This is a genomic window from Parabacteroides acidifaciens, from assembly GCF_003363715.1.
Taxonomy (GTDB): Bacteria; Bacteroidota; Bacteroidia; order Bacteroidales; family Tannerellaceae; genus Parabacteroides; species Parabacteroides acidifaciens.
The window spans coordinates 111493-135769 of sequence record NZ_QREV01000008.1 but is presented as its reverse complement, the minus strand read 5'-3'; the positions used below and the strand labels follow the sequence as shown (position 1 = coordinate 135769).

21 protein-coding genes are annotated in these 24277 nt (G+C 46.9%); 15 read left to right on the top strand and 6 right to left on the bottom strand.

Annotated elements, in window-relative coordinates; translation table 11 throughout:
• Nucleotides 1–242: 242 nt before the first annotated feature.
• Together DWU89_RS05635 and DWU89_RS05630 are read right to left on the bottom strand one after the other, a co-directional pair.
• Nucleotides 243–1562: an MFS transporter gene (locus DWU89_RS05635; RefSeq protein WP_115498661.1), complete on the bottom strand. Its 1320-nt coding sequence runs from the start codon at nucleotides 1560–1562 to the stop codon at nucleotides 243–245.
• Nucleotides 1563–1587: 25 nt separating this feature from the next.
• The gene (locus tag DWU89_RS05630; RefSeq protein WP_115498660.1) at nucleotides 1588–3027 is read right to left on the bottom strand and encodes a mannitol dehydrogenase family protein; all 1440 of its coding nucleotides are present in this window, start codon (nucleotides 3025–3027) and stop codon (nucleotides 1588–1590) included.
• 200 nt (nucleotides 3028–3227) lie between these two features.
• Here DWU89_RS05630 and DWU89_RS05625 point away from each other — a divergent pair, with 200 nt between their 5' ends.
• Complete coding sequence (locus tag DWU89_RS05625; RefSeq protein ID WP_115498659.1) at nucleotides 3228–4250, top strand: LacI family DNA-binding transcriptional regulator; 1023 nt, start codon at nucleotides 3228–3230, stop codon at nucleotides 4248–4250.
• A gap of 48 nt (nucleotides 4251–4298) precedes the next feature.
• On the opposite strand, the gene DWU89_RS05620 is transcribed toward DWU89_RS05625, so the two are convergent.
• Nucleotides 4299–5195: a carbohydrate kinase family protein gene (locus DWU89_RS05620; protein WP_115498658.1), complete on the bottom strand. Its 897-nt coding sequence runs from the start codon at nucleotides 5193–5195 to the stop codon at nucleotides 4299–4301.
• A 286-nt stretch (nucleotides 5196–5481) separates the two neighbouring features.
• Here DWU89_RS05620 and DWU89_RS05615 point away from each other — a divergent pair, with 286 nt between their 5' ends.
• The 5 genes from DWU89_RS05615 to DWU89_RS05595 all read left to right on the top strand — a co-directional run bounded on the left by DWU89_RS05615 (nucleotide 5482) and on the right by DWU89_RS05595 (nucleotide 10761).
• Nucleotides 5482–6600: a carboxymuconolactone decarboxylase family protein gene (locus tag DWU89_RS05615; RefSeq protein WP_115498657.1), complete on the top strand. Its 1119-nt coding sequence runs from the start codon at nucleotides 5482–5484 to the stop codon at nucleotides 6598–6600.
• A gap of 160 nt (nucleotides 6601–6760) precedes the next feature.
• Nucleotides 6761–7663, top strand: a complete 903-nt coding sequence (locus tag DWU89_RS05610; protein ID WP_115498656.1) for a helix-turn-helix domain-containing protein — start codon at nucleotides 6761–6763, stop codon at nucleotides 7661–7663.
• On the top strand, nucleotides 7660–8556 hold the full coding sequence (locus DWU89_RS05605) for a helix-turn-helix domain-containing protein (protein WP_115498655.1): 897 nt from the start codon (nucleotides 7660–7662) through the stop codon (nucleotides 8554–8556). Before DWU89_RS05610 ends, DWU89_RS05605 begins: the two co-directional genes overlap by 4 nt.
• A gap of 76 nt (nucleotides 8557–8632) precedes the next feature.
• Entirely contained in the window at nucleotides 8633–10072 is a 1440-nt protein-coding gene (locus DWU89_RS05600) for a sensor histidine kinase (RefSeq protein WP_115498654.1), read from the top strand.
• A gap of 5 nt (nucleotides 10073–10077) precedes the next feature.
• Entirely contained in the window at nucleotides 10078–10761 is a 684-nt protein-coding gene (locus tag DWU89_RS05595; RefSeq protein ID WP_115498653.1) for a response regulator transcription factor, read from the top strand.
• Here the strand turns inward: DWU89_RS05595 and DWU89_RS05590 are convergent.
• The gene (locus tag DWU89_RS05590) at nucleotides 10751–11008 is read right to left on the bottom strand and encodes a TIGR03905 family TSCPD domain-containing protein (RefSeq protein ID WP_115498652.1); all 258 of its coding nucleotides are present in this window, start codon (nucleotides 11006–11008) and stop codon (nucleotides 10751–10753) included. The two genes, DWU89_RS05595 and DWU89_RS05590, sit on opposite strands and share 11 nt — an antisense overlap.
• Nucleotides 11009–11319: 311 nt before the next feature.
• Here DWU89_RS05590 and DWU89_RS05585 point away from each other — a divergent pair, with 311 nt between their 5' ends.
• The 3 genes from DWU89_RS05585 to DWU89_RS05575 all read left to right on the top strand — a co-directional run bounded on the left by DWU89_RS05585 (nucleotide 11320) and on the right by DWU89_RS05575 (nucleotide 14506).
• Nucleotides 11320–11565 carry an RNA recognition motif domain-containing protein gene (locus DWU89_RS05585; protein WP_115498651.1) on the top strand — a complete coding sequence of 82 codons (246 nt, stop codon included), beginning with the start codon at nucleotides 11320–11322 and terminating at the stop codon, nucleotides 11563–11565.
• A 168-nt stretch (nucleotides 11566–11733) separates the two neighbouring features.
• Nucleotides 11734–13035 (top strand): bifunctional folylpolyglutamate synthase/dihydrofolate synthase, encoded by a 1302-nt coding sequence (locus DWU89_RS05580; RefSeq protein ID WP_115498650.1) that lies wholly within the window; start codon nucleotides 11734–11736, stop codon nucleotides 13033–13035.
• Nucleotides 13036–13063: 28 nt separating this feature from the next.
• Nucleotides 13064–14506 carry an MFS transporter gene (locus tag DWU89_RS05575; protein ID WP_115498649.1) on the top strand — a complete coding sequence of 481 codons (1443 nt, stop codon included), beginning with the start codon at nucleotides 13064–13066 and terminating at the stop codon, nucleotides 14504–14506.
• A 97-nt stretch (nucleotides 14507–14603) separates the two neighbouring features.
• Here DWU89_RS05575 and DWU89_RS05570 read toward each other — a convergent pair whose 3' ends face one another.
• The gene (locus DWU89_RS05570) at nucleotides 14604–15014 is read right to left on the bottom strand and encodes a PIN domain-containing protein (RefSeq protein WP_244205861.1); all 411 of its coding nucleotides are present in this window, start codon (nucleotides 15012–15014) and stop codon (nucleotides 14604–14606) included.
• Complete coding sequence (locus DWU89_RS05565) at nucleotides 14998–15273, bottom strand: hypothetical protein (RefSeq protein WP_115498648.1); 276 nt, start codon at nucleotides 15271–15273, stop codon at nucleotides 14998–15000. The genes DWU89_RS05570 and DWU89_RS05565 overlap by 17 nt, the downstream gene beginning before the upstream one ends.
• A gap of 227 nt (nucleotides 15274–15500) precedes the next feature.
• Between DWU89_RS05565 and ettA the strand changes: the two genes are divergently transcribed.
• From ettA to cobM, 6 genes are all read left to right on the top strand, one after another.
• Entirely contained in the window at nucleotides 15501–17189 is a 1689-nt protein-coding gene (gene ettA / locus DWU89_RS05560; protein ID WP_115498647.1) for an energy-dependent translational throttle protein EttA, read from the top strand.
• 24 nt (nucleotides 17190–17213) lie between these two features.
• Nucleotides 17214–17867: a 3-keto-disaccharide hydrolase gene (locus DWU89_RS05555; protein ID WP_115498646.1), complete on the top strand. Its 654-nt coding sequence runs from the start codon at nucleotides 17214–17216 to the stop codon at nucleotides 17865–17867.
• Nucleotides 17868–18031: 164 nt separating this feature from the next.
• Nucleotides 18032–19696 carry an AMP-binding protein gene (locus DWU89_RS05550; protein ID WP_115498645.1) on the top strand — a complete coding sequence of 555 codons (1665 nt, stop codon included), beginning with the start codon at nucleotides 18032–18034 and terminating at the stop codon, nucleotides 19694–19696.
• A 45-nt stretch (nucleotides 19697–19741) separates the two neighbouring features.
• Nucleotides 19742–21154, top strand: a complete 1413-nt coding sequence (cobJ, locus tag DWU89_RS05545) for a precorrin-3B C(17)-methyltransferase (RefSeq protein ID WP_115498644.1) — start codon at nucleotides 19742–19744, stop codon at nucleotides 21152–21154.
• A complete protein-coding gene (gene cbiE / locus DWU89_RS05540; protein ID WP_115498643.1) occupies nucleotides 21151–22410 on the top strand; it encodes a precorrin-6y C5,15-methyltransferase (decarboxylating) subunit CbiE in 1260 nt (419 codons plus the stop codon). Before cobJ ends, cbiE begins: the two co-directional genes overlap by 4 nt.
• A complete protein-coding gene (gene cobM, locus DWU89_RS05535) occupies nucleotides 22403–24277 on the top strand; it encodes a precorrin-4 C(11)-methyltransferase (RefSeq protein WP_115498642.1) in 1875 nt (624 codons plus the stop codon). Before cbiE ends, cobM begins: the two co-directional genes overlap by 8 nt.

Sequence of the window (24277 nt, the reverse complement as noted above, 5' to 3'; positions counted from 1 at the left end):
GAATTTCCTTGGGATATTTGGAACGCCGTCCGTTTTGTTTTCAAATATTCGATTCTCCGGGAGTTAAGCTTTATCACATTGTCGGTGTTTCCGATTTTCAGCAATCAAAAAGAATACTTTTCAGAACGACCTCGGCACCTCATTTTCTCTGTTGTCAACCGAAAAGGCCAAAACCATGAAAAAAGTCAATCCAAAATGGATCAAAATTTCGGACGAAATAGAAAAATGTCTGAAAAGGGGGGTTATTGTAATTTGTCGGCATCCTTGATGCGTGAACCGGACAGAGCATAGTACAGCATTACCAGCTCGCAGACAATCACAATTAGCCAAGTCCATTGCCATGAATCCCATATATCGGCAAGCACACCTTGCAACACCGGAAAAATGGCACCGCCAAACACCCCCATCATAAAGACACCGGACGCTTTGGAAGTATATCTCCCCAGCCCCTTGATGGCCAATGTAAAAATGCAACTCCACATGACCGAATGACATAGACCGACAGAGACCAATACCCACAGATTATTGGTAAAAATGGCAATGAACGTAAGGACAATAGCAATAAAAGTAGTGACAACCAGCAACACACGGGAGGAAACCTGATTGAAAAAGCTGAATGTAAGCCTGCCCACCATAAAGCCGCCCCAATAAAGGGTAGCTAACAATGCGGGAATACCCAAATCCAATCCCCAAAGAATCAGATGGTCTTTGCCGAAGAAGGAAAGGCCGTGGCCAGCTTCTATCAATTCCATGGCGTGCAAGTTGACATTCACACCTACCGATACCTCAGCGCCTACATAAAAGAAAATGGCGATAACTCCCAGTTTCAAGTGACGGAAGGACCAGATGCTACGGGACAGTTTTTCGCCGCTGTCAGCGCGGGTTCCCTGAATATCGGGAAGACTCAGTCGCGAGGTTACCGCCGTAGTCAGGATGATGCACAAGGCTATCAGCAGGAAGGGAACCAGCAGTTGGTCGGCAGTAACACTCTCCAATGCCACGCCTGCGAACATGATTCCGGTGACGAAGAAAGGTGCAATCGTTGTGCCGAACGAGTTGATGGCGCAAACGATGTTCATCCGCTGTACCGGTTGCGTGCCCGGCAAGTCGTACGCTGCAATGTAAGGGTTTATCACCACCTGCAACAGTGCAGCGGATGTCCCCATTAAATAAGAGCCCAGCAGAAAAACGAAATAACCATAAGGGATACGGTCAGCCAAAATATTTATTCCGGCTTCGCCATAATGTACCACCAGCCACGATGAGAAGGAATATGTCAGCAGTCCACCCACCATGACGGCCAGTGCCCGCAACAACGTACTTTTATAACCGTGGCTGTTAATCCACCGCCCTCCCAGCGAACTGTTCAACAGATAGCCGAGGAAAAAGAAAAAGGAGATAAGCGTGGTCAGCGTATTTTTCAGTTCCTCGGTGTGGGAAAGGAACGCAATTTTCAGTGGTCCCTGAAACTGCCCGTTGACGGTAGTCAGGAAGCCTACGATGAAATAAATGAAAGTCAGGACCACGAAGGGTCCCAGACTATTGTTCTTTTGTGTATTCATGATGTAAAGGTTGAATGTGCTTCTATTACAATATGCTTTCCAAGACAGCCATTGCGCCCTGCTCACTGATAGCATTTGTCATTTTCAGATAGAGTGGAACAAACTCACCGGCAGCTTTCAGGTCAGTGCTGCGGAAAGCAGAAAGGCCCAAAAAGTCCACAGCATCGTCGCTGTTTATCAGTTTTTCATCATCGGCATTCATCCAAGGCTCTGCCACATCAAAGGCTACGCCGCTGTCATCGGTCTTGAACTTCAGATAATGGCGGTAGGCGGCTATCAGGTAGGCAACACGGGTGAGATCGGCATGACCGGCTATCATCTTGATCAGATTCGGCATCACATATACCGGAAACTTGGACAGGCCGTCGAAACACAAACGTGCTATCTGATCGCTGACGGAACGATTACCGAAGCGTTCAATCAAGGTCTGTTTGTATAGTTCAAGGTCTGTATTGCCCGGAGCCGGAACATAAGGAGTGATGTCCACATCCATAAAGGTACGTACAAACTTGGCAATCCGTTCATCATGCATGGCGTCGTCCACTTTACGGTAACCGCTCAGGAACGAGGGATAAGAAAGCAATGTATGCGAAGCGTTCAGCAAACTGAGTTTCATATTCTCGTAGGCGGTGACGTCTTGCGTGAATTCGGCTCCCACGTTTTCCCATGCGGGACGTCCGGCTATGAAGTTGTCTTCAATCACCCACTGGATAAAATCTTCGCAGTAGACCGGTGCGGCATCATCCGTTCCATTCTTGGCGTTCAGGCGGATAATATCATCGGGCCGAGTGGCAGGCGTAATGCGGTCTACCATGCTGTTGGGGAAAGTAATGTTCTCATTTACCCATGCTGCCAGTTCTTCATCTTGTGCTTTGATGAAGGATGTGAAAGCCTTGCGCGCAGTATTGCCATTATGTTGCAAGTTGTCGCAAGACAATATGGTGACGGGACCGTTTCCGGCAGCTTTTCTCCGGCGCAATCCTTCGGCAATGAATCCGAATGTTGTTACGGGGCTATGCGGTTGCTGCAGGTCATGTTTCACTTTCTCATCATCCAGCATAAACTCTCCCGATGCCTTTTCTATGTTATAACCGCCTTCGGTGATGGTCAGTGTGATAATGCGGATGTCTTTGTCTGCGATTTTAGTGATGACACCTTCCGGGTCTTCCACTCCCCAGATTAGTTCCACCAGCGAACCAATACGATAGGCTTCATCGTTGCCGTCGCGTCCACATACGGTCAGCGTGTATTCATTAGCCTGCTTCTTCAGTGCCTTATACAAGTATTCATCACCGGGAAGCAGCATGGCACCGCAGATACCCCAATTCTGTTGGGTGGGATCTTCAAGCAATCTGTTGGTGAAAAACTCTTCGTGAGCACGATGGAAATTACCGACTCCGATATGCAGGATACCCGGTTTGATTTGTTCACGGTTGTAACGGTAAGAAATGACTTGTGTTTTCATGATTTTCTTTGTTTTTAAATGTTCAACATCAATTCTGATACAGCAAAAATAAGGAGCAGGGAATTAAAAAGACAGGCTTTTCCCATCCATTTGCCTGCAAACGATTGCGGGAACGTTCCCAAAATCTGCAAACGTTCTCAAAGATTAGGATTTGTCAGTTTAAATAGATATTTTTGCCTTGGTTAAAAAAAAGAATGACCATGAAACACATAACCATCAAAGACATAGCCCAACATCTGTCCATATCCGTTTCCACCGTATCCCGTGCATTGGTGGATGACAAGAACATCCGCAAAGAGACCAAGGAGAAAGTGCTGGAAACAGCAAAAAAGTTAGGCTACAAACCAAACCCTGTCGCGACTAACCTTAAATATGGCCATACAAATACGGTAGGGGTGATAGTACCGGAAATGGTTACTCCGTTCGCTTCAAGAGTAATAAATGGAATACAGGAAGTGCTCTATGCTAACAACATAAAAGTGATTATTGCAGAATCAGGGGAAGACCCGGAAAAAGAGAAGGAGAACTTGCAATTGATGGAGCGTTTTATGGTGGACGGCATCATTATCAGCCTATGTAGCTATAAAAAGAACAGGGAGGAATATCTCCGCTTGCAAAAGGCAGAAATGCCAATGGTGTTTTACGACCGCATCCCTCACGGACTTGATGTGCCGCAGGTGATAGTGGACGATTACATGAAATCTTTTTTTCTGATAGAACATCTCATCCGGAACGGGCGTAAGCGTATCGTTCACATACAAGGTCCCGACGATGTGTATAATTCCATCGAACGGGTCAGAGGATATAAGGATGCTTTGTCGAAGTTCAGGATTTCTTTTGATGACGATATGCTGATAAAGTCCGGGTTGACTTTTGAAGACGGAAAGAATGCAGCGGATAGCCTGATGGAAAAAAATATTCCCTTTGATGCAATTTTTGCTTTTACGGATACATTAGCCATTGGTGCCATGAACAGGCTGAGAGACGCGGGCAAAAAAATCCCGGAAGAAGTAGCCATAGCCAGCTTTTCCGGGACCGAACTTTCCACGATTGTTTATCCGAAACTCACGACGGTTGAGCCGCCTTTGTACCAAATGGGAAAGAATGCCGCCGAGTTAATTCTGGAGAAAATTAAAAATCCGGCCTCTCCCAACCGTTCGATCGTGCTCAATGCTGAAATCAAGATGCGTGCATCCACAGCAAACGGTACTTCGTCAGAATGAGTATCTTTGTGTTTTGATATCATAGTATTAGCGATAAAAATCAAGTGATTACAAAACTCTGTTTATCAAGTTTTCCGGCAGTTCCGGCATCGCCCCGTTTTGGGTACAAACGTAAGCGGAAACATTTACGGCCAGTTGGTGCGCTTCGTTTACAGGTTTTCCTTTAAGGATGGCGGAAACAAATGCGGCGGTAAAAGAATCTCCCGCCCCTACCGTATCGGCAACTTCAACCTTCGGAGTTTCGACGAATGACACACTGCCGGGAGTGAACACATAACTGCCATTTACGCCACAAGTCAGAATAAGCATCTCAAGTTTATACTTTGCAAGCAGAATCCAGCATTTGTCCTGCAAATCAATACCTGGATAACCGAACATACGGCTGACGGTGACCAATTCTTCATCATTTATCTTCAGGATGTTGCACCGCTGCATGGAGTTGCAAATAATTTCTTTGGTATAGAAGCCCTGCCTCAAGTTAATGTCAAATATTTTATATAGTCCTTTACCATCCGGTATGGCATCCAGAAAGGCATTGATCGTTTCACGGGATACAACATTCCGTTGAGCCAAAGAACCGTAGCAAACGGCACATGTCTTCTGTGCGAGTTGCTTCAACTTGTCAGTGAAAGGGATATTGTCCCAAGCCACATTTTCTTTAATGTCATAACAAGGTACTCCTTCATTGTCTAATTGTACCTGTACCGTACCGGTGGGATACTCGACTTTTTCAATCAGGGTATATAATCCCTTGCCTTGAAAATTATCCAATATCTCATTTCCCAATTTATCCTCGCCAATTGCACTGACCACCCGGCTTTGTAGTCCGAATTGCGATACGTGATAAGCAAAATTGGCCGGAGCACCGCCTAATTTCTTTCCTTCTGGAAGTACATCCCATAAAGCTTCACCGATTCCCACTACATAATTTCTTTTTGTTTTCATGATATTTTAATTTAATATTGATTTTTCTTGTGCAAAGAAAAGGAGCGGAAAGAACAATTTAAAAGAAATGAAACCGCACTTTATTGGGAACGATTGCGGGAACGTTCCCAAAATCTGCAAACGTTCTCATTGTTTATAGACCTGATAATTTATTTGCATGATTATCCTCTCGGCGAAACGGTATGCTTAAAACAGTAATAATGGTTGAATAATCAGTAATTCATGCACAAGCCAATCGCCGGACCAAGAGTACCTTTGTCACAGTAACTAAGAAAAAACAGATTGTATGAGAACAATAAACAAACGGATAGCAGTAGCGCTATTAACCATAGCCGCCTGCCATCCCATTAAAGCACAACAAAATATGGAGAATGTATTGAACCAGCGGCAACAGAACATCGTTGCCATCGCATGCCTTGAGGCAAAAGGTGACCTGGAAAATCTTTCCGGAGCTATCCATACGGGGTTGGACGAAGGTCTGACAGTCAGTAAAATAAAAGAAGCGCTCTCGCATCTCTATGCTTATACCGGTTTTCCACGCAGCCTCAATGCGTTGGGAGTCCTCCAGCAAGTACTGGCCGAACGCAAGGCAAAGGGTATCAGAGACAAAGAAGGCAAAGAAGCCGATCCCCTACCCGATGATTTCGATGCTCTGAAAGAAGGTACGGCTATACAGACGAAACTCAGTGGCGCCCCCTTCGACTATAGCTTCGCTCCGGCTACCGATTATTATCTGAAAGCGCATCTCTTCGGCGACATCTTTGCACGTAACAACCTGACTTTCCCCGAACGTGAGTTGGTAACGGTCAGCGCACTGTCCGGTATCAAAGGAGTGGAACCGCAACTGAAATCGCACGTGCGTGGAGCAAAGAACATGGGGCTGACGGATGCAGAAATACATTCCATCCCCGGCGTGCTACTGCAAAAAGTAGGCGAGCCCGAAGCCTACCGTGCCAAGAAAGCTATTGCAGAAGTTTATGGTGAAGAATTCAGAGAAGGTGAACCAATAGAGAACTGCGTATTTCCAAAAGGCGAACCCAATACGGCGTATGCCAAATATTTCATCGGGAACAGCTATTTGGCCGGACTGGCGACCGGTGAAGGGAAGTTGCATGTAGACAATGTCACTTTCGAGCCACGTTGCCGCAACAACTGGCATATCCACCACAAAGGCGGCCAGATCCTTATCTGCGTAGGCGGCAGAGGATGGTATCAGGAATGGGGCAAACAAGCTCAGGAATTACATCCCGGTGACGTGGTCGATATTCCTGCCGAAACCAAACATTGGCATGGTGCCACAGCCGACAGCTGGTTTCAACATATCGCCATCGGCGTTCCGGCTGAAGGGGCAAGTGCGGAGTGGCTCGAACCGGTGACTGACGCAGAATATGACAAACTGAAATAATTGTACCTTAATATTACAGATTTCACGTACTGTCTGAAATTCTTATGGTTTTTATTCATATCTTTGCTTTAATTTAAACACTTGCGTTTACGAATACAGACTGCAACACAGACAGGCCATGCAATAGCTCAATTTAATTTTTATATAATGCACTATAAATATGGATGAAATAGTAAAAATAGATACTATAGACAAGTACAACAAGCTGTATGGCCTGGAAACCATGCATCCACTGGTCGGAGTTGTGGATTTGACAAAAGCGACTGCCTATCCCAACCATATCCGCATGAATATGGGTATTTACTCGCTTTTCCTGAAACAGACCATATGCGGCGACTTGAAATATGGGAAAAAACTGTATGATTACCAGGAAGGGACAATCGTCAGTTTCGCTCCCGGACAGGTAATCGGGATTGATTTGAAGGAAGATGCCCGCCCCTCTTCAGTCGGCATTGTTTTCCATCCGGATTTGATACGGGGTACATCGCTCGGAGAGAATATCAAACAGTATTCTTTCTTCTCCTACGAAGTAAACGAAGCACTCCATGTATCCGAAGAAGAAAAACAAATCATCATCGATTGCCTCGATAAAGTCCGGATAGAGTTGAGCCATGCCATAGACAAGCACAGCAAAATACTGATAGCCAAAAACATCGAGCTGCTACTTGATTATTGTATGCGTTTCTATGAACGGCAGTTCAACACTCGCAGTAAGGTAAACAAAGATATTCTTGTACAGTTCGAAAAACTTCTGGACGATTATTTTCAGGGCAGGAATGCGGAAAACAAGGGGTATCCCACAGTGAAATACTTTGCAGACAAGGTCTTCCTTTCCCCAAACTATTTTGGCGACCTCATTAAAAAGGAAACCGGACAGACAGCCCAGCAACATATATTATCCAAGCTCATAAGCCTCGCCAAAGACCGGATTGTAAACACTAACCGACCCGTATCAGACATAGCCTACGAACTGGGATTTCAGTATGCACAACATTTCTCGCGCCTGTTTAAGAAGAATGTGGGTTGTTCGCCCAATGAATACAAGAAAATGAATATATTATGAAAGAAAGTATATTAAATATAGAAACAATACACGAGTGCAACCGTTGTTTAGGATGCAAGACGCTCCATCCGCTTGTCAGTGTTGTCGACCTGTCGAAGGCTAATTTAGAGCAATGTACCATCAAATTCGATTTCTATACTATTATTATGTTGGAAGGGGATGTGGAAGATTTCTCATATGGACGCAAGTCTTGTGACTACTCCAATGCATCGCTCCTGTTCCTTACTCCGGGCGAATCCATCGATATAGACCATAACGAACTGCTCCGCCGGAAAGGTAGGCTGCTTGCATTCCATCCTGATTTACTCAGCCGTACTTCGCTGGACTGGATTATAGAGGATTATACATTTTTCTTCTATAAACCGGATGAAGCCCTCCACTTGTCCCTGCGCGAGAAAAGTAAAATCATAGACTGCCAGCATAACATCGCAGAGGAATTGGAACACGCTATAGACAACCATAGCAAAACTCTGATTTCAAGGCATATCGAGCTCTTACTTGACTATTGTACCCGTTTCTATGAACGCCAGTTCATTACACGCTGTGAGGCAAACAAGTCTCTTATCCGCCAAACAAACATATTACTGGATGAGTACATCCAATCCGGAAAGCTAAAAAAAGGAATTTCACCTTCGGCTGAATATTGTGCCGATAAACTCCATTTATCCTCCCAATATTTCAATGATTTATTGTATTTTGAGACGGGAGAGGATATCGACGAATATTTCCAGTTCAAACAGTTGGAAGCCGCCAAAACGATGCTGTTGGAACAAGGATGTACTGCCGGCGCAGTGGCAGAAAGGCTGGGATACCCCAATGTACAACAATTCAGACGTATTTTTAAGATGAATACGGGGATAGCCCCTGATGATTATAAACTGACACAAAACTAATAAAAGTGTTATTTAGTCTTATCGGATTCGTTATAAATCGAATCGGAACATTTACTTTTGCCGTAAAGAAGAAGAAATGAAAACACGTCTCCGATTTAAGATAATAGCAACGCTTATATGCCTTTCACTTGCCGGACTGTTGATTTCACAGGGATACTGGCTGAAGGGATTATACGTATCCAACAAGAAAAACACATGGGATAAAATAGAGGAAGCCATGCGAATGGCTGACTATATGGAAATATTCCTACGCTTGGACTCGCTGAGCAAAAACGACTTCCACGGCGAAATAAGTCCTCAATTCAGCTTTAGCCAAGACACGGCATGGGAAAAGAAAAAGGAGTCTATTTCTCTGGATAAAATCATGGAATCTTCTCCGGGCTATACAATTCAGTATATGGAAGCAGCCAAGACATTAAATGAATATTTACAGATGATCGGTACGTTGGAAAGAAACGTACAAATACTCATGCACCAGCAGATAGACTCATTACTGCCTATTAATTATGCGCAATTTAATACTTTATTAAAGGATGGGTTACAGGAAAGAGAAATCGCCGCTCCATACCGTCTGCGGGTGATTCGGCAAGAAGCGAAAGATTCCGTACTTTATACTTATACGGAAACATCCCGGAAAGAAGGATCATGGAAAAATGCCGTTCGCTTCACCCATATTATCGAGCCGGGAGAATATTACTATGATCTGGAAATTCAATCTCCCGACCAGATTGTATTCCGGCAGATGGCTGGTATATTAATTTCTTCTTTTTTGCTTTTTGTGATTATCCTGATTGCTTTTGTATATCTGCTTTACACCATTTTGAGACAAAAAACAGTAGAGGAACTGAAAACAGATTTCACCAACAACATGACACACGAACTGAAGACACCTATCTCTGTCGCCTTTGCCGCTAACGATGTGTTGTTGAACTACAGCGATACAATCAACGAGAAACAAAGGAAATACCTGAATATCGTGCGGGAACAGTTGAACCATCTGTCCGGATTGGTCGAGCAAATCCTGACCCTTTCCGTTGAGAACAGAAGTACATTCCGCCTTCATCCCGAATCGGTACAAGTGGCGGATGTGCTTACACCGCTTATCGAACAATTCAAGTTGAAAGCAGACAAGCCGGTCAGTATCATATCCGAAATACCGGACCGGATGGCTGTGACGGCCGACCGTACCCACTTATATAATATGCTCAGTAATCTGATTGGGAATGCTATCAAGTATTCCGGCGAGAAACCTTGCCGCATACGGATCAAAAGCGCACTGTCTTCCAAAGAGGCGACCCTCTCGGTGACAGACGAGGGAATCGGTATCAGCGAAGCCAATCAGAAAAGAGTTTTCGATAAATTCTACCGTGTTCCAAACGGGAACCTGCACGATGTAAAAGGCTTCGGCCTCGGATTATACTATGTCCGTGACATGATGGCTAAACACAATGGAACTGTGACAGTCAAGAGCCAGCCGGGAAAAGGCTCTATGTTTACCCTTCATTTTAAAAATTAATATCAATGGATAAGATCAGAGTTTTATTAGTAGAAGACGAACCCACCCTTGCCATGATCATAAAGGACACGCTGGACGGGAATGAATTTGAAGTATTTATTGCAGCTAACGGCGAAGAGGGATTATCCCGCTATAAAGAGACCAGGCCGGATATCATCGTTTCGGATATCATGATGCCGAAGATAGACGGTTTCACAATGGTACGGCATATACGGAAGACAGACCATCAAATACCTGTGCTCTTCCTCTCCGCCCGCTCGGCGGCAAATGATGTCGTAGAAGGTTTCGAATTAGGCGGTAACGACTACTTGAAAAAACCTTTCGGCATGGCAGAGCTGATCATCCGTATTAAAGCGTTATTGAACAAGATAACTGTTTCCAAGGAGGAGACCAGTTCTTTCACTCTCGGTCAATATATATTCGATTCCATCACCCAAACACTTCAGTACTGCGGAGAAAAACAATTGCTGAGCAACCGGGAGTCCGAAATACTGAAGCGGCTGTGTGAAAACAAAGATCACGTGTTACCCATGAAAGACGTCCTGCTGGAACTATGGGGAGACGATTCATTCTTTAATGCCCGCAGCCTGCATGTCTTTATCACCAAACTGAGGCATAAACTGTCAAAAGACGAATCGATCAAAATCCTGAATGTACGTGGGATCGGTTACAAACTGATTATCGACTGATCTGCTTCAAGGCCTGCGCCAGCTGGTCCGGACACGACGTTCCCCGCTCGCGGCAGTCGATACCTTCCAGTCTCCGGATAGCTTCGTTTACATCCATACCCACTAATAATCTGGACAGCCCCTGCGTGTTGCCCTGGCAACCGCCGACGATCTGAACATTCTTAATCACATTATCTTCCGAATCGATAATCATCATCTTAGAACACACTCCGCCGGTCGGAGTGTATGCCACGCGTTGTTTATTCATTTCCTTATTTTATTTATCCGTAATGTCGTCTATAACGGGGTGCAAAGGTATAAATAAATTTGGAAAGGTATTTTAAACCTTAAGTATTGACCTTATTTCATAAAAGAAATGTATTATTCAATATAAACGGAACAAGATAGTGCATTATCCAAAAAGAATGCTTTCCTTTGTATCAACAAACAATAAGAGATTTATTTCGATTTGATTTTTCATATGTATCTCCTCAGTTATCCAGATTGAGTATTTCCACCTCTGATTAAGAACTTCCTTATATTCTGTTGTTGAATTATTAATTTTTTATTTTTATATTTATGAACATGTACATTGGTAACCTTAGCTACAACGTTAGGGAAGCAGATTTGAGAGAAGTAATGGAAGAGTATGGAACTGTTGAATCAGTAAAACTTATCGTAGATCGCGACACAAGAAGATCAAAAGGTTTTGCATTCATCGAAATGCCGGAAACTTCAGAAGCAAAAAGAGCAATCGAAGAATTGAACGGAGCTACATACGAAGGCCGTCCGATGGTTGTTAAAGAAGCACTACCAAGAAATTAATTCACTGAATTATAAGAACTGTATTGAAAAGGATACCCGATAGCGGATATCCTTTTCTTTGTTTATAGCCCATTTAACCTGCCGGCGGGACTTCGAGTAGTATTTTAGGTAATTTCTTTTTTCCTAAAATATTTGTACCTAACTTTGCGAAACATAAATGACAACTGTATGACGTACGAAGAAACGCTACACTATCTATATACCAGCATTCCTGTATTTCAGAATGCCGGACCTTCAGCTTACAAACCCGGACTGGGAACCAGCATCGCACTGGATGATTATTTAGGCAACCCGCATAAAGCCTATAAGACAATCCATGTCGCAGGAACAAACGGAAAAGGTTCCGTCAGCCATCTGCTGGCAGCTATTCTACGGCAGTCGGGATATAAAGTCGGACTGTACACCTCCCCGCACCTGATCGATTTTCGCGAACGTATCCGGGTGAACGGGCAAAAGATATCCCAGGAATATGTTATAGATTTTGTAGAACGCCACCGCTCATTCTTCGAGCCTCTCCATCCTTCTTTCTTTGAACTGACTTCCAGCATGGCTTTCGATTATTTCCGTACGGAGGAAGTGGACTATGCCGTGATCGAAGTAGGTTTGGGAGGGCGGTTAGACAGTACGAATATCATCACTCCGATCCTAAGCGTAATCACGAATATCAGCCTGGACCATACGCAATTTTTGGGCGACACGGTCGAAAAGATTGCCTTCGAGAAAGCCGGCATCATCAAAAAAGATGTTCCTGCACTGATCGGCGAGGCAGACCACCACAGCGTAGCACAGGTCTTTTTGGATGCCGCAGACAAAGCCGGTACGCAAGTTCTTTTTGCACAAGACAAAGAATATCTGAAAGAATCCTACCTGACGGAGACCGGCAAATGGCATCTGGACTCGACAGAATACGGACAATTGTCCGGACAGTTAGGCGGTGTCGTACAGTTCAGGAATGCAACAACCGTATTGGGAGCCATCGACCTGCTAAAAGCGTCCGGAGTCAACATACCCGTGGAAGCAATCCGCGAAGGATTTGAACACGTCGTCGAACTGACAGGCCTGATGGGACGCTGGCAAGTCTTGCAGGAAAGCCCGAAGGTCGTATGCGACACCGGGCACAATGTCGGAGGCTGGCAATACCTGAACATCCAACTGGAAGAAGAGATCACGCAACACAAGCAACTATATATGATCGTCGGCATGGTCAACGACAAAGACATCAACGGTGTGCTCGAACTGATGCCGAAGGAAGCATTTTACTTCTTCACCCAAGCGTCCGTACAACGGGCAATGCCGGCAAAAGACTTCGCTGCGCTGGCCATCCGGCACGGACTGTCGGGTGTCGTATGCAATTCTGTTCCGGAAGCCGTAGAGAAAGCGCTGGCACGCGCCGGGCAAAACGACACGATTTTTATTGGCGGCAGCACCTTTGTCGTTGCCGACGCCTTGCCCCTGTTCATCAAAGGATAATAATAACTTAATTCAATAAACAAATATCATGACAGAACAAATTCAGAGAAAACTGAGCGAATCAAAGACAGCACGATGGGCTGTATTGGCGCTCGTTGCATTTACAATGCTCTGCGGATACTTCATCACAGATATGATGGCTCCGCTTCAGGACTTATTGCAAACACCGGTCGATGGTGGAGGATTAGGATGGACAGCCAATGAATACGGCAAATTCACCAGTGCCTATGGCTGGTTCAACGTATTCTTCCTGATGCTTATCTTCGGCGGAATGATCCTGGACAAGATGGGCGTACGTTTCACCGGAGTTATGGCAACCAGCATCATGCTTGTCGGCGTATTTATCAAATGGTTCGGCGTATCGCACGATTTCGGTGGCGAAACAGTTTCTATCTTCGGTACGGAATGGGGCTATCCGCTGCTGGTCGCTTCACTTGGCTATGCCTTGTTTGGCGTTGGGGTTGAGATCGCCGGTATTACCGTTTCAAAGATTATAGTCAAATGGTTCAAAGGCAAGGAAATGGCTTTGGCAATGGGACTCGAAATGGCTTGCGCCCGTATCGGTACGGGATTGGCAATCGGTATTACCCCGCTGTTAAGCCGCGCATTCGGCAACTCTATCAGTATGCCGATCTTTATCGGACTGATCCTGCTTTGCATCGGTTTGATTTCATTCATCGTCTTTGTTGTCATGGATAAGAGACGTGATGTGGAAGACGCTGCCGCCGCCACAGGCGAAGAAGAAGCCGAAGAGCCGTTCCGTTTCGGCGACATACTGGATATCATCACGCTGAAAGGCTTCTGGTATATGGCGTTGCTTTGCGTATTGTTCTATTCCGCTGTATTCCCCTTCCTAAAATATGCACCGAACCTGATGATCAATAAGTTTGGTATCGACCCGGAATGGTCGGGCGTCATCCCGGCGTTATTGCCTTTCGGAAACATCCTGCTGACTCCGTTCTTCGGTAACCTTTACGACCGTAAAGGGAAAGGGGCGACTATTATGATTATCGGCTCTGTTATGCTGATCTTCATTCACTGTATGTTCTCCATCCCGATGCTGAATAACTGGATTGTGGCACTCTGCCTCATCATCCTGTTAGGTATCGCTTTCTCGTTGGTTCCTTCCGCCATGTGGCCTTCTGTTCCGAAGATCATTCCGGAAAACAAGTTGGGCACGGCATATGCACTGATTTTCTGGGTACAGAACTGGGGACTGATGGGCGTTCCGTATATGATCGGCATCGTACTGGACAAATACTGTATTACCGGCATGGTAGACGGTAAACCGACTTACAACTATATGATCCCGATGATGATCTTCACCTGCTTCGGCATTCTGGCGCTTTTCATCTCCCTGCTGCTGAAACGCGAAGACCGCATCAAAGGTTACGGCCTCGAACTCCCGAACATCCAGAAGGACGCAGACATCGTCCTGGCTGAAGAGATGATCGGCGAAGGACAAAGGTAATTAATTATAAGAAAGGGGATGTGTTAATAGGAACGTCCCGCTTGTAGCACGGGGCCAGGCGGGACGATCTTTTTAAGGGGGAGGAGAAAAAGAGTAATCAACGATTTATCCAATTCTCTAAAGATAGACCTTTTATTCTCTGAAAATGTTTCAAATTATCTGTAACCAATATGTAATTACCGGATAAAGCTGTAGCAGCTATCAATAAATCAAATTCATCAATCATTACTCCATCTGAACGCAATAGCGTTTTCATCTTAGCATAATCCTCTGCAAAATCCAGTAATGAGACAATCGGGAAACGACCGGTAAAAGTCTTTACTTTGGGGACCTCCCGATCTTCATGTCTGGAATAATATGCACCAAACATTAATTCATAGAGTGTAATCACTGACAAACAACAGTTTCCTTCACCTATCTTGATCAGTTTTTGCGCAACATCTTCGTTTCCTCGAAGCAAAGCTATGCAAATGTTGGTATCTAATAAATACTTACTTTTCTTCATCATCCAAAGGCATTATATGACGTGTCACTCCAAACTGATGAGAACTGCGGATATCTTTTATGATTTCCTCCGTTGTACGCGGATCATCTTTCCAGGCACCGCACATATTCCAAATGAAATCTTCATAAGATTCCTGTTTTTCTGCCTTCTCTTTTCGCGCTTCTTCAAGTAGTTTTTCACCTAGCCACTCCTTATTGTTAGCACTTAAAGATAAAGACTGTAGAAACTTCCAGATTCCTTCTAATGATATTGTTGCTTTCATAACTGTTATCCTTTCTTCTTTTTAACTTCCGGAAGCAAAGATAATGAAAAAGCTCGTATATGGCTGTATGACATATTCAAAAAAAGCGCACGCATCATTCTGGCTGAAGAGGTATACGAGAACCACTAATACACGCTATTTTCATCCGACATATATGAACTATGAAGATATTTTAGTAAGTTTGTCCACGAACAACAATAATCATATAAATACATATCAATTATAATATGGCAGACGACAAGAAAATTATTTTCTCGATGGTGGGAGTGAGCAAGACCTTTCCGCCTCAGAAACAAGTATTGAAAAATATTTACCTGTCCTTTTTCTATGGAGCGAAGATCGGGATCATCGGTTTGAACGGTTCCGGTAAATCCACACTGCTTAAAATTATTGCAGGCATTGAAAAAGAATACCAGGGAGAAGTTGTTTTCTCTCCGGGCTATTCCGTGGGCTATCTGGAACAAGACCCGAAGCTGGAACCGGGCAAGACGGTGAAGGAAATCGTGCAGGAAGGCGTACAGGAGATTGTGGACACCCTCAAGGAGTTTGAAGAAGTAAACGAAAAGTTCGGCGATCCCGAAGTGCTGGAAGATCCGGACAAGATGGATGCACTGATCAACCGTCAGGCCGAACTGCAAGATAAGATAGATGCAACAGACGCATGGAACCTCGACAGCCGACTGGAACGGGCGATGGACGCCCTGCGCTGTCCGCCCGAAGATCAGGTTGTCGACACGCTCTCAGGTGGTGAACGCCGCCGCGTAGCCCTTTGCCGCCTGCTGCTGCAACAGCCGGACGTATTGCTGCTGGACGAGCCGACCAACCATTTGGACGCCGAGTCGATCGACTGGCTGGAACAGCATCTTCAACAATATGCAGGTACGGTTATCTGTATCACGCACGACCGTTACTTCCTCGACCACGTAGCCGGATGGATTCTCGAACTGGACCGCGGCGAAGGCATTCCTTGGAAAGGCAACTATTCTTCCTGGCTGGACCAGAAGACAAAACGCATGGCACAGGAGGAAAAGCAGGCCAGCAAGCGGCGTAAGACGCTCGAACGCGAGTTGGAATGGATCAATATGGCCCCGAAAGCCCGCCAGGCAAAAGGCAAAGCCCGTCTGAACTCTTACGAAGCCCTTCTGAACGAAGACCAGAGAGAGCGGGAAGCCAAGTTGGAAATCTTCATCCCGAACGGTCCGCGATTAGGCAACAAGGTGATCGAAGCCCAACACGTGGCAAAGGCATTCGGCGACAAACTGCTGTTTGACGACCTCAACTTCATGCTGCCGCCTAACGGCATCGTCGGCGTGATCGGTCCGAACGGCGCCGGTAAAACCACCCTGTTCAAGATGATCATGGGCATGGAAAGCATCGACAAGGGAACTTTCGAAGTGGGTGAAACTGTGACAGTCGGTTATGCCGACCAGACGCACAAAGATATCGACCCGAACAAGACGGTCTATCAGGTTGTTTCCAGCGGACAAGAATTTATCCGCGTCGGCGGCAAGGAGATCAACTCGCGCGCCTATCTTTCCAAATTCAACTTTGCCGGGGCCGACCAGGAAAAACTCTGCGGCGTGCTTTCCGGTGGTGAGCGAAACCGCCTGCACCTCGCCCTCACGCTGAAGGCGGAGGCAAACGTCCTGTTGCTCGACGAACCGACCAACGATATCGACGTGAACACGCTCCGCGCGCTGGAAGAAGGATTGGAAAACTTCGCAGGCTGTGCCGTTGTCGTTTCGCACGACCGCTGGTTCCTGGACCGCATCTGTACACATATCCTTTCGTTCGAAGGAGATTCCAATGTCGTGTTCTACGAAGGCTCTTATTCGGAGTACGAAGAATACAAGCGCAAGCAATTGGGTGATGTCGAACCGAAACGTGTCCGTTACCGTAAACTTATTGTTGATTAATCACATTTATAATTTTGTAAGACCATGAAAAAAAGAATGTTAGCAATGGCAGTAATGGCTGCCGCCTTTTTGTGCTTCGGAAGTGAAGCGAGTGCGCAGAAAACGACCAAGTTGTTCAACGGGAAAGACCTTTCGGGCTGGAACTTCGTTGTCGACAAGAATTCTGTCCCCGCCGACCAGGTATATTCTGTAAAAGACGGTGTCATCAACATTACAGGACAGCCATTCGGATATATGTACACAAAAGAGAAATATGGCAACTATAAGCTGCACGTGGAATATCGCTGGCCGAACGGTAAGGAAAAGGCTAACAGCGGTATCTTCCTGCTGATCGAAGATCCGAAGAACCCGTTCCCGAACGGCATCGAGTGTAACCTGATGAAGGATAACGCCGGCGACTTCGTTCTTCTGGGAGGTTCCGACCTGGCCGAATACCAGGGCAAACCGGGAGAACCGCGCCCAGGCTTCCCCGTCGTACGGAAGAGCAATCCGGACAGCGAAAAGCCTGCCGGAGAATGGAACGAAGCGAATATCTTCGTGAAAGACGGCGTCATCACGGTTTACATCAACGGCGTTTATCAAAACACCGGCACAAACAAGGTGAAAGAAGGTTACATCGGCCTGCAGAGCGAAGGTAAGGAAGTGCAGTTCCGTAACGTAACGGTCACTCCCTGGTAAGCAGATTAAAATAGTTTCCTCGGCGTGAAACTTTTGTTTCCTCGGCATGAAACTTTTGTTCCATAGGCATGAAACTTTTGTTCCCTGCCTATGGAATTTTTGTTTCTTTGTTATCTTTGCAACATTCTCCCGGGATTCCCGGTTCTTTTTAAAACTGTATCAATATGGATAATCGTTTCTTAGGCCTTATAGAGAGAAGCATCAAGGAGCATTGGGACCTCCCCGCTTTCTCCGATTACAATGGACATACTTACCATTTCAAAGACGTTGCCCGCCGGATAGAGAAGTTCCACATCCTGCTGGAACATGCCGGTATCAAGAAAGGCGACAAAGTGGCCATCGTCGGGCGCAACTCGTCCAACTGGGCGATCTGCTTCTTCGGGATACTTGCCTACGGAGCTGTTGCCGTGCCGATCCTGCATGAGTTCAAGCCGGATAACATCCACCATATCGTCAACCATTCGGGAGCGAAAGCCGTACTGGCGGGTTCCAACAACTGGGAGAATATGAACGAAAAGATGATGCCGGAGGTCAGACTTTTCATGATGCTGGACAACTTCTCCATCATCGACTGTAAAAACAAGGAGGTCCGCACCGTGCGTGACCGCATCAACGAGTATTTCGGCAAGAAATATCCGCGCTCTTTCAAGGCCGAAGACGTGAAATATCATGTCGAAGACCCGGAAGAATTAGCGGTCTTGAACTATACATCGGGAACAACCAGCTTTTCCAAAGGCGTCATGATTCCCTATCGCAGCCTGTGGAGCAACACGCAGTTCGCCTACGACCGCCTGCCGTTCATCCATCCGGGAGACAACATCGTCTGTATGCTGCCGATGGCGCATATGTACGGGTTGGCGTTCGAGGTGCTGAACTCCGTCAACAAAGGTTGCCACGTCCATTTCCTGACGCGTACGCCGAGCCCCAAGATCATTGCAGAGGCTTTCGCCACGATTCGTCCCGCACTGATCCTTGCCGTTCCGCTTATCATTGAAAAGATTATTAAGAATAAGGTATTCCCCGAACTCGAAAAGCCGCTTATCAAGCTGCTGCTGAAAGTGCCCTACGTAGACCAGAAGGTAAAAGACAAAATCGCCCAGAAGCTGAACGACTCTTTCGGCGGGAACTTCGGCGAGATCGTGATCGGCGGGGCTGCCATCAACAAAGAGGTGGAAACATTCCTCAAATCCATCAACTTCCGCTATACGGTCGGCTATGGCATGACAGAATGCGGGCCGCTGGTGTCGTATGAGCAATGGGACACTTTCAAACAAGGTTCTGTCGGCCGGATCGTCGACCGCATGGAAGTACGGATCGACTCGAACGATCCGGAAAACGAAGTTGGCGAAATACTGGTCCGCGGCATGAATGTGATGCTGGGTTATTACAAGAACCCGGAAGCGACCAAGGCAGTCATGATGCCCGACGGCTGGCTGCGCACCGGCGACTTAGGGACGCTCGATGCGGACGGCTTCCTTTACATACGCGGACGCAGCAAGAGCATGATACTGAGTTCCAACGGACAGAATATCTACCCCGAAGAGATCGAAGACCGCCTGAACAATATGCTTTATGTCGCCGAGTCCATCATCATCTCGCAAGGCGGCAAACTGGTGGCGCTGATCTATCCGGACTGGGAACAGGTGGACAAGGCCGGCATGCAACACTCCGAGATCGAAAGGCTGATGCAGCAGAACGTCGACCAGCTGAATGCCGAAATGCCGGCGTACAGCAAAGTATCCTGTTTCAAGCTCTATCAGGAAGAGTTCGAAAAGACTCCGAAGCGGAGTATCAAGCGATATTTGTATCAGCCGGCGGAAGAAAACTAAATATAAATCGTACCTTTGCTTCTATTATCTACAAACAGATTATATATGAGCAAAGGGAAAATCATTGTCGCCGGTATCGGTCCGGGAAGCCGTGAAGATATAACACCGGCGGCATTGTCTGCCATCAGGCAGTCGGATGTCATCATCGGATATAATTATTACTTTCAATTCATACAAGATATTGTCCGTCCGGACGCCCAGTGCATCGACACCGGGATGAAGCGCGAGAAAGCACGTGCCGAAGAGGCATGCAAACATGCTTTGGAAGGAAAGACGGTGACGGTGATCAGCTCCGGCGATGCCGGAATCTACGGAATGGCTCCGCTGATCTATGAGATGAGCGTGAAGCAAGAAGCATCTCAGTTAGAGATAGAAGTAGTGCCCGGCATCAGTGCTTTCCAGAAAGCGGCTTCGCTTTTGGGTGCTCCTATCGGGCATGATCTCTGCATCATCTCCCTCTCCGACCTGATGACGCCTTGGGAACGGATCGAGAAACGCATACGGGCGGCAGCTATCGGAGATTTCGTGACAGCCGTCTACAATCCGAAAAGCGAAGGACGCTATTGGCAGTTATACCGCCTGAAAGAACTCTTCCTCGAAGAGCGCGACCCGACGACGCCTGTCGGTTATGTTCGCCAGGCCGGACGTGAGGAGCAGGTTGTCAATCTGACTACACTTGGCGAGTTCGACCCCGAACAGGTCGATATGTTTACGGTCATCCTGATCGGGAACTCCCAGTCATACATCTCAGGCGACAAGTTCATCACACCGCGTGGCTACTATGGCGAGATCAAGATGAACAAGGATGTCGGCATCGGCCAGGACATCATGATCCGCAGTTTCCGCACGATAGAGAAAGAACTGAAGAATAAAGAGATCCCGCTCGACAAGAAGTGGGCCCTGCTCCACGCTATCCATACGACCGCCGATTTCGACATGGAGAACATCCTGCGGGTCGACGACAATGCCGTCGCCTCCTTGTACAAGCAGTTTAGCCAAGGCGAAGTACGCACCATCATCACCGATGTGACAATGGCCGCTTCCGGCATCCGAAAAGGAGCTTTGCAACGAATGGGGATCGAAGTAAAATGTTATTTGCAGGACGAACGCGCCATTGCTTTGGCAGCCGAAAAAGGTATTACCCGTACACAGGCGGGCATCCGGCTTGCGGCGAGTGAACATCCTGATGCATTATATGTTTTTGGCAATGCGCCCACGGCGCTGATAGAACTTTGTGACCTGATAAGGAAAGGGAAAGCCACACCCGCCGGCATCATTGCCGCTCCTGTCGGTTTTGTACACGTACAGGAATCCAAACACATGGTAAAACCGTTTGTCTCCATTCCTAAATTCATTGTCGAAGGACGGAAAGGAGGTAGCAACCTGGCCGCAACTTTGGTAAACGCTATACTTTGCTACAATGACGCAGAACAATTAAAACCAGGTAGAGACGTATGAACACAAGAGAAATAGTCGAGACTTACGGCAAAACACACATCTATATGGTCGGTATGGACGATAATCCACAACCCAAGCATATAGAAGTAATCATCAAGAGTATTAAACACGACAATATCTTTTCCGGAGGGAAACGGCATTACGAAATCGTGAAGCCTTTTCTACCCGCCGATGCGGTATGGATCGAGATAAAAGCGCCGATAGACGAGGTTATGGCTGAATACAGCCGGCTGATTCAGGAGGATAAAGTGATAGTCTCCTTCGTTTCGGGCGACCCGTTCTTCTTCGGCTTTGCTTCTACCGTCCGGAAACACCTTTTAGGGGTCGGCATGAAAGTATTCCCTTATTTTAATTCCTTGCAGATGTTTGCCCACCGGGAACAGATAGCCTACGAGAATATGCACGCCGTGTCCGTAACCGGACGCCCCTGGCACGAACTTGACCGGGCGTTGTTAGAATACCATCCGCTGATCGGCGTGCTGACCGACCATGTCCACACGCCTGATGCGATTGCTAAAAGAATGGTAGAATACCATCTGGACAAAGACTACACAATGCGGGTTGCCGAACATTTGGGCAATCCGGATGAAGAAAAGATATATAAGATATATTCTATCGAAGAAATCAGCCGGATGACTTTCAAAAGGCCGAACTGCGTCTTGTTGTTCAAGGCTCCGCATTGCAACCGGCAACGTCCGGCTGTCGGCATTCCGGACACGGAATTTCTCTTACTGGATGACAGGGCAAAAATGATCACCAAAGCGCCGATCCGCACAATCGACCTGAGCCTGCTGGAGCTGCACAACAGCCGTAGCTTCTGGGATATTGGCGCCTGCACCGGGTCTATCTCGATCGAGGCGCGCCGGCAATATCCGCATCTTCACATCCGGGCTTTCGAAGTGCGGGAAGAATGTGAAACGATCATACAATCCAATGCACGGCTGCATAGCGCTCCCGGCATCGACCTGCATATAGGCGACTTCCTGGATACGACTATCGAAGAGAATACGATTGTAGATGCGGTCTTTATCGGCGGACATGGCGGCAAGCTAAAAGAAATGGTCCGGAAAATCGTTCCTCACCTGGATTCGCTGAATGGCAAGATCGTATTCAACTCCGTATCGGAAGAAAGCTGCAAACTGTTCCGGGAGGCGGTTGAAGAGAACGGTCTGAAGCTGCATTCGGAGATGAATATCACGCTCGATCAATATAATCCGATAACAATACTTTGCGCAACCGGTAAACATTATGTATAAAGATTCTTTGAATATCATTGTAGTGTCGGCAAGCAGCCTGCCGTTAGCACGCAAGATACGGGACGGATATCCCGGAGAGACAGTTATTTATAGCAAGGACATAGCGAATGATATCTGCCAGTTCTCCTCCTTCGAGGAGCTGACAGGCGAGTTGTTCGCAGCATCCGGAAACCTTGTTTTCATCGGGGCAATGGGTATTTGCGTGCGGAGCATCGCACCTTATATAAAGAGTAAATATACAGATCCGGCGGTTGTCTGCATCGACAGTACCGGGAAGTATGTCGTATCGGTCCTCTCCGGGCATATAGGCGGGGCAAACAGCCTGACGCATGTATTGGCCCGTATGCTGAATGCCGAGGCAGTCGTTACGACTCAAAGCGACAATCAGGGGCTCTGGGCTTTGGATACTTTCTCCAAACAGTTCGGCTGGGAGACGGATATATACGACCGGAAGGCCGGCACGCAAGAGTGCCCACAGAAGTTGATGAACGAATGCATTACACGATTCGTCAACCTGAAACCGACAGCCCTTCTGCTCGATGTCCGTACAAAAGATACGGACTATCTGGAACAGACCTGCCCTTCTCATGTGGACATATTCTATCACTATCCGGATATCGATATGGAGAAATACGAACAACTGATTACAGTCAGTCCCTATTTCTACGGAGATTCACCGATTCCTTGCCTGTCGTTCTTTCCAAAGGTGCTCCATATGGGCGTCGGCTGTAAGAAGGGACTGGACGATATGGATGCTTTTACAAAAGAAGTAACCCGGCATCTATCCTCCTTTCATATCAATCCGAAAGCCATTGCGGATGTATCGTCCATCGACCTTAAAAAGGACGAACCGTTGCTCAACACCTTTGCAAAAGAGTATCTGAAGTGTCCGTTTAAGACTTATCCGGCAGAGGAACTGAATAAGATCAACGTACCGAATCCCTCTTCCAAAGTAGAAGATGTCACCAGCTCGGCAAGTGTCTCGGAAGCAGCAGCCATCCGGAGTGCGGAAGGCGGCCCGTTGATTATCGAAAAACATAAAGGACAGACACGGGATGTATGCGACTTCACCTTTTCAGTTGCTCTGGACAAGCATGCGCAGCGTCAGGAAGAGAAACAGGGACATATCGAAATCGTAGGAGCCGGACCGGGCGACCCCGAATTGATCTCCATCCGGGGCAGGCGAATGCTGGAAAAGGCAGACTTGATCCTGTATGCCGGCAGCCTTGTCCCGAAAGAACTGACATTGTGTGCCAAAAAAGGGGCTACAGTGCGAAGCTCTGCCGACATGAATCTGGAAGAGCAATTTATGTTGATGAAAGAGTTCTACGACAAAGGCCTGTTTGTAGTCCGACTGCACACAGGGGACCCTTGCATTTACGGAGCGATACAAGAGCAAATGGCCTTCTTCGACCAATACGGAATGAGCTACCACATCACGCCGGGAATCTCCTCTTTCCAGGCTGCCGCAGCTGCCCTCCGCTCCCAATTCACCATACCGGAAAAAGTGCAAACGATCATCCTGACACGTGGCGAAGGGCGTACGCCCATGCCCGAAAAGGAACAACTACATAAACTGGCTGCCAGCCAAAGCACCATGTGTATCTTCCTCAGTGCCGGAATCGTCGAACAGGTGCAGAAAGAACTACTGGAACATTACCCGCCGACGACGCCGGTTGCCGCCTGCTACAAGCTGACCTGGAAAGACGAACGTATTTACAGGGGCGAACTGAAAGACCTGGCGCGGATCGTCAAGGACAACAACCTGACGCTGACAACCCTGCTGGTCGTAGGCGACGCCATTGATAACCGAGAGGGACTTTCCCGCCTATATGCAGACGAGTTTAAACATCTATTCCGGAAATAA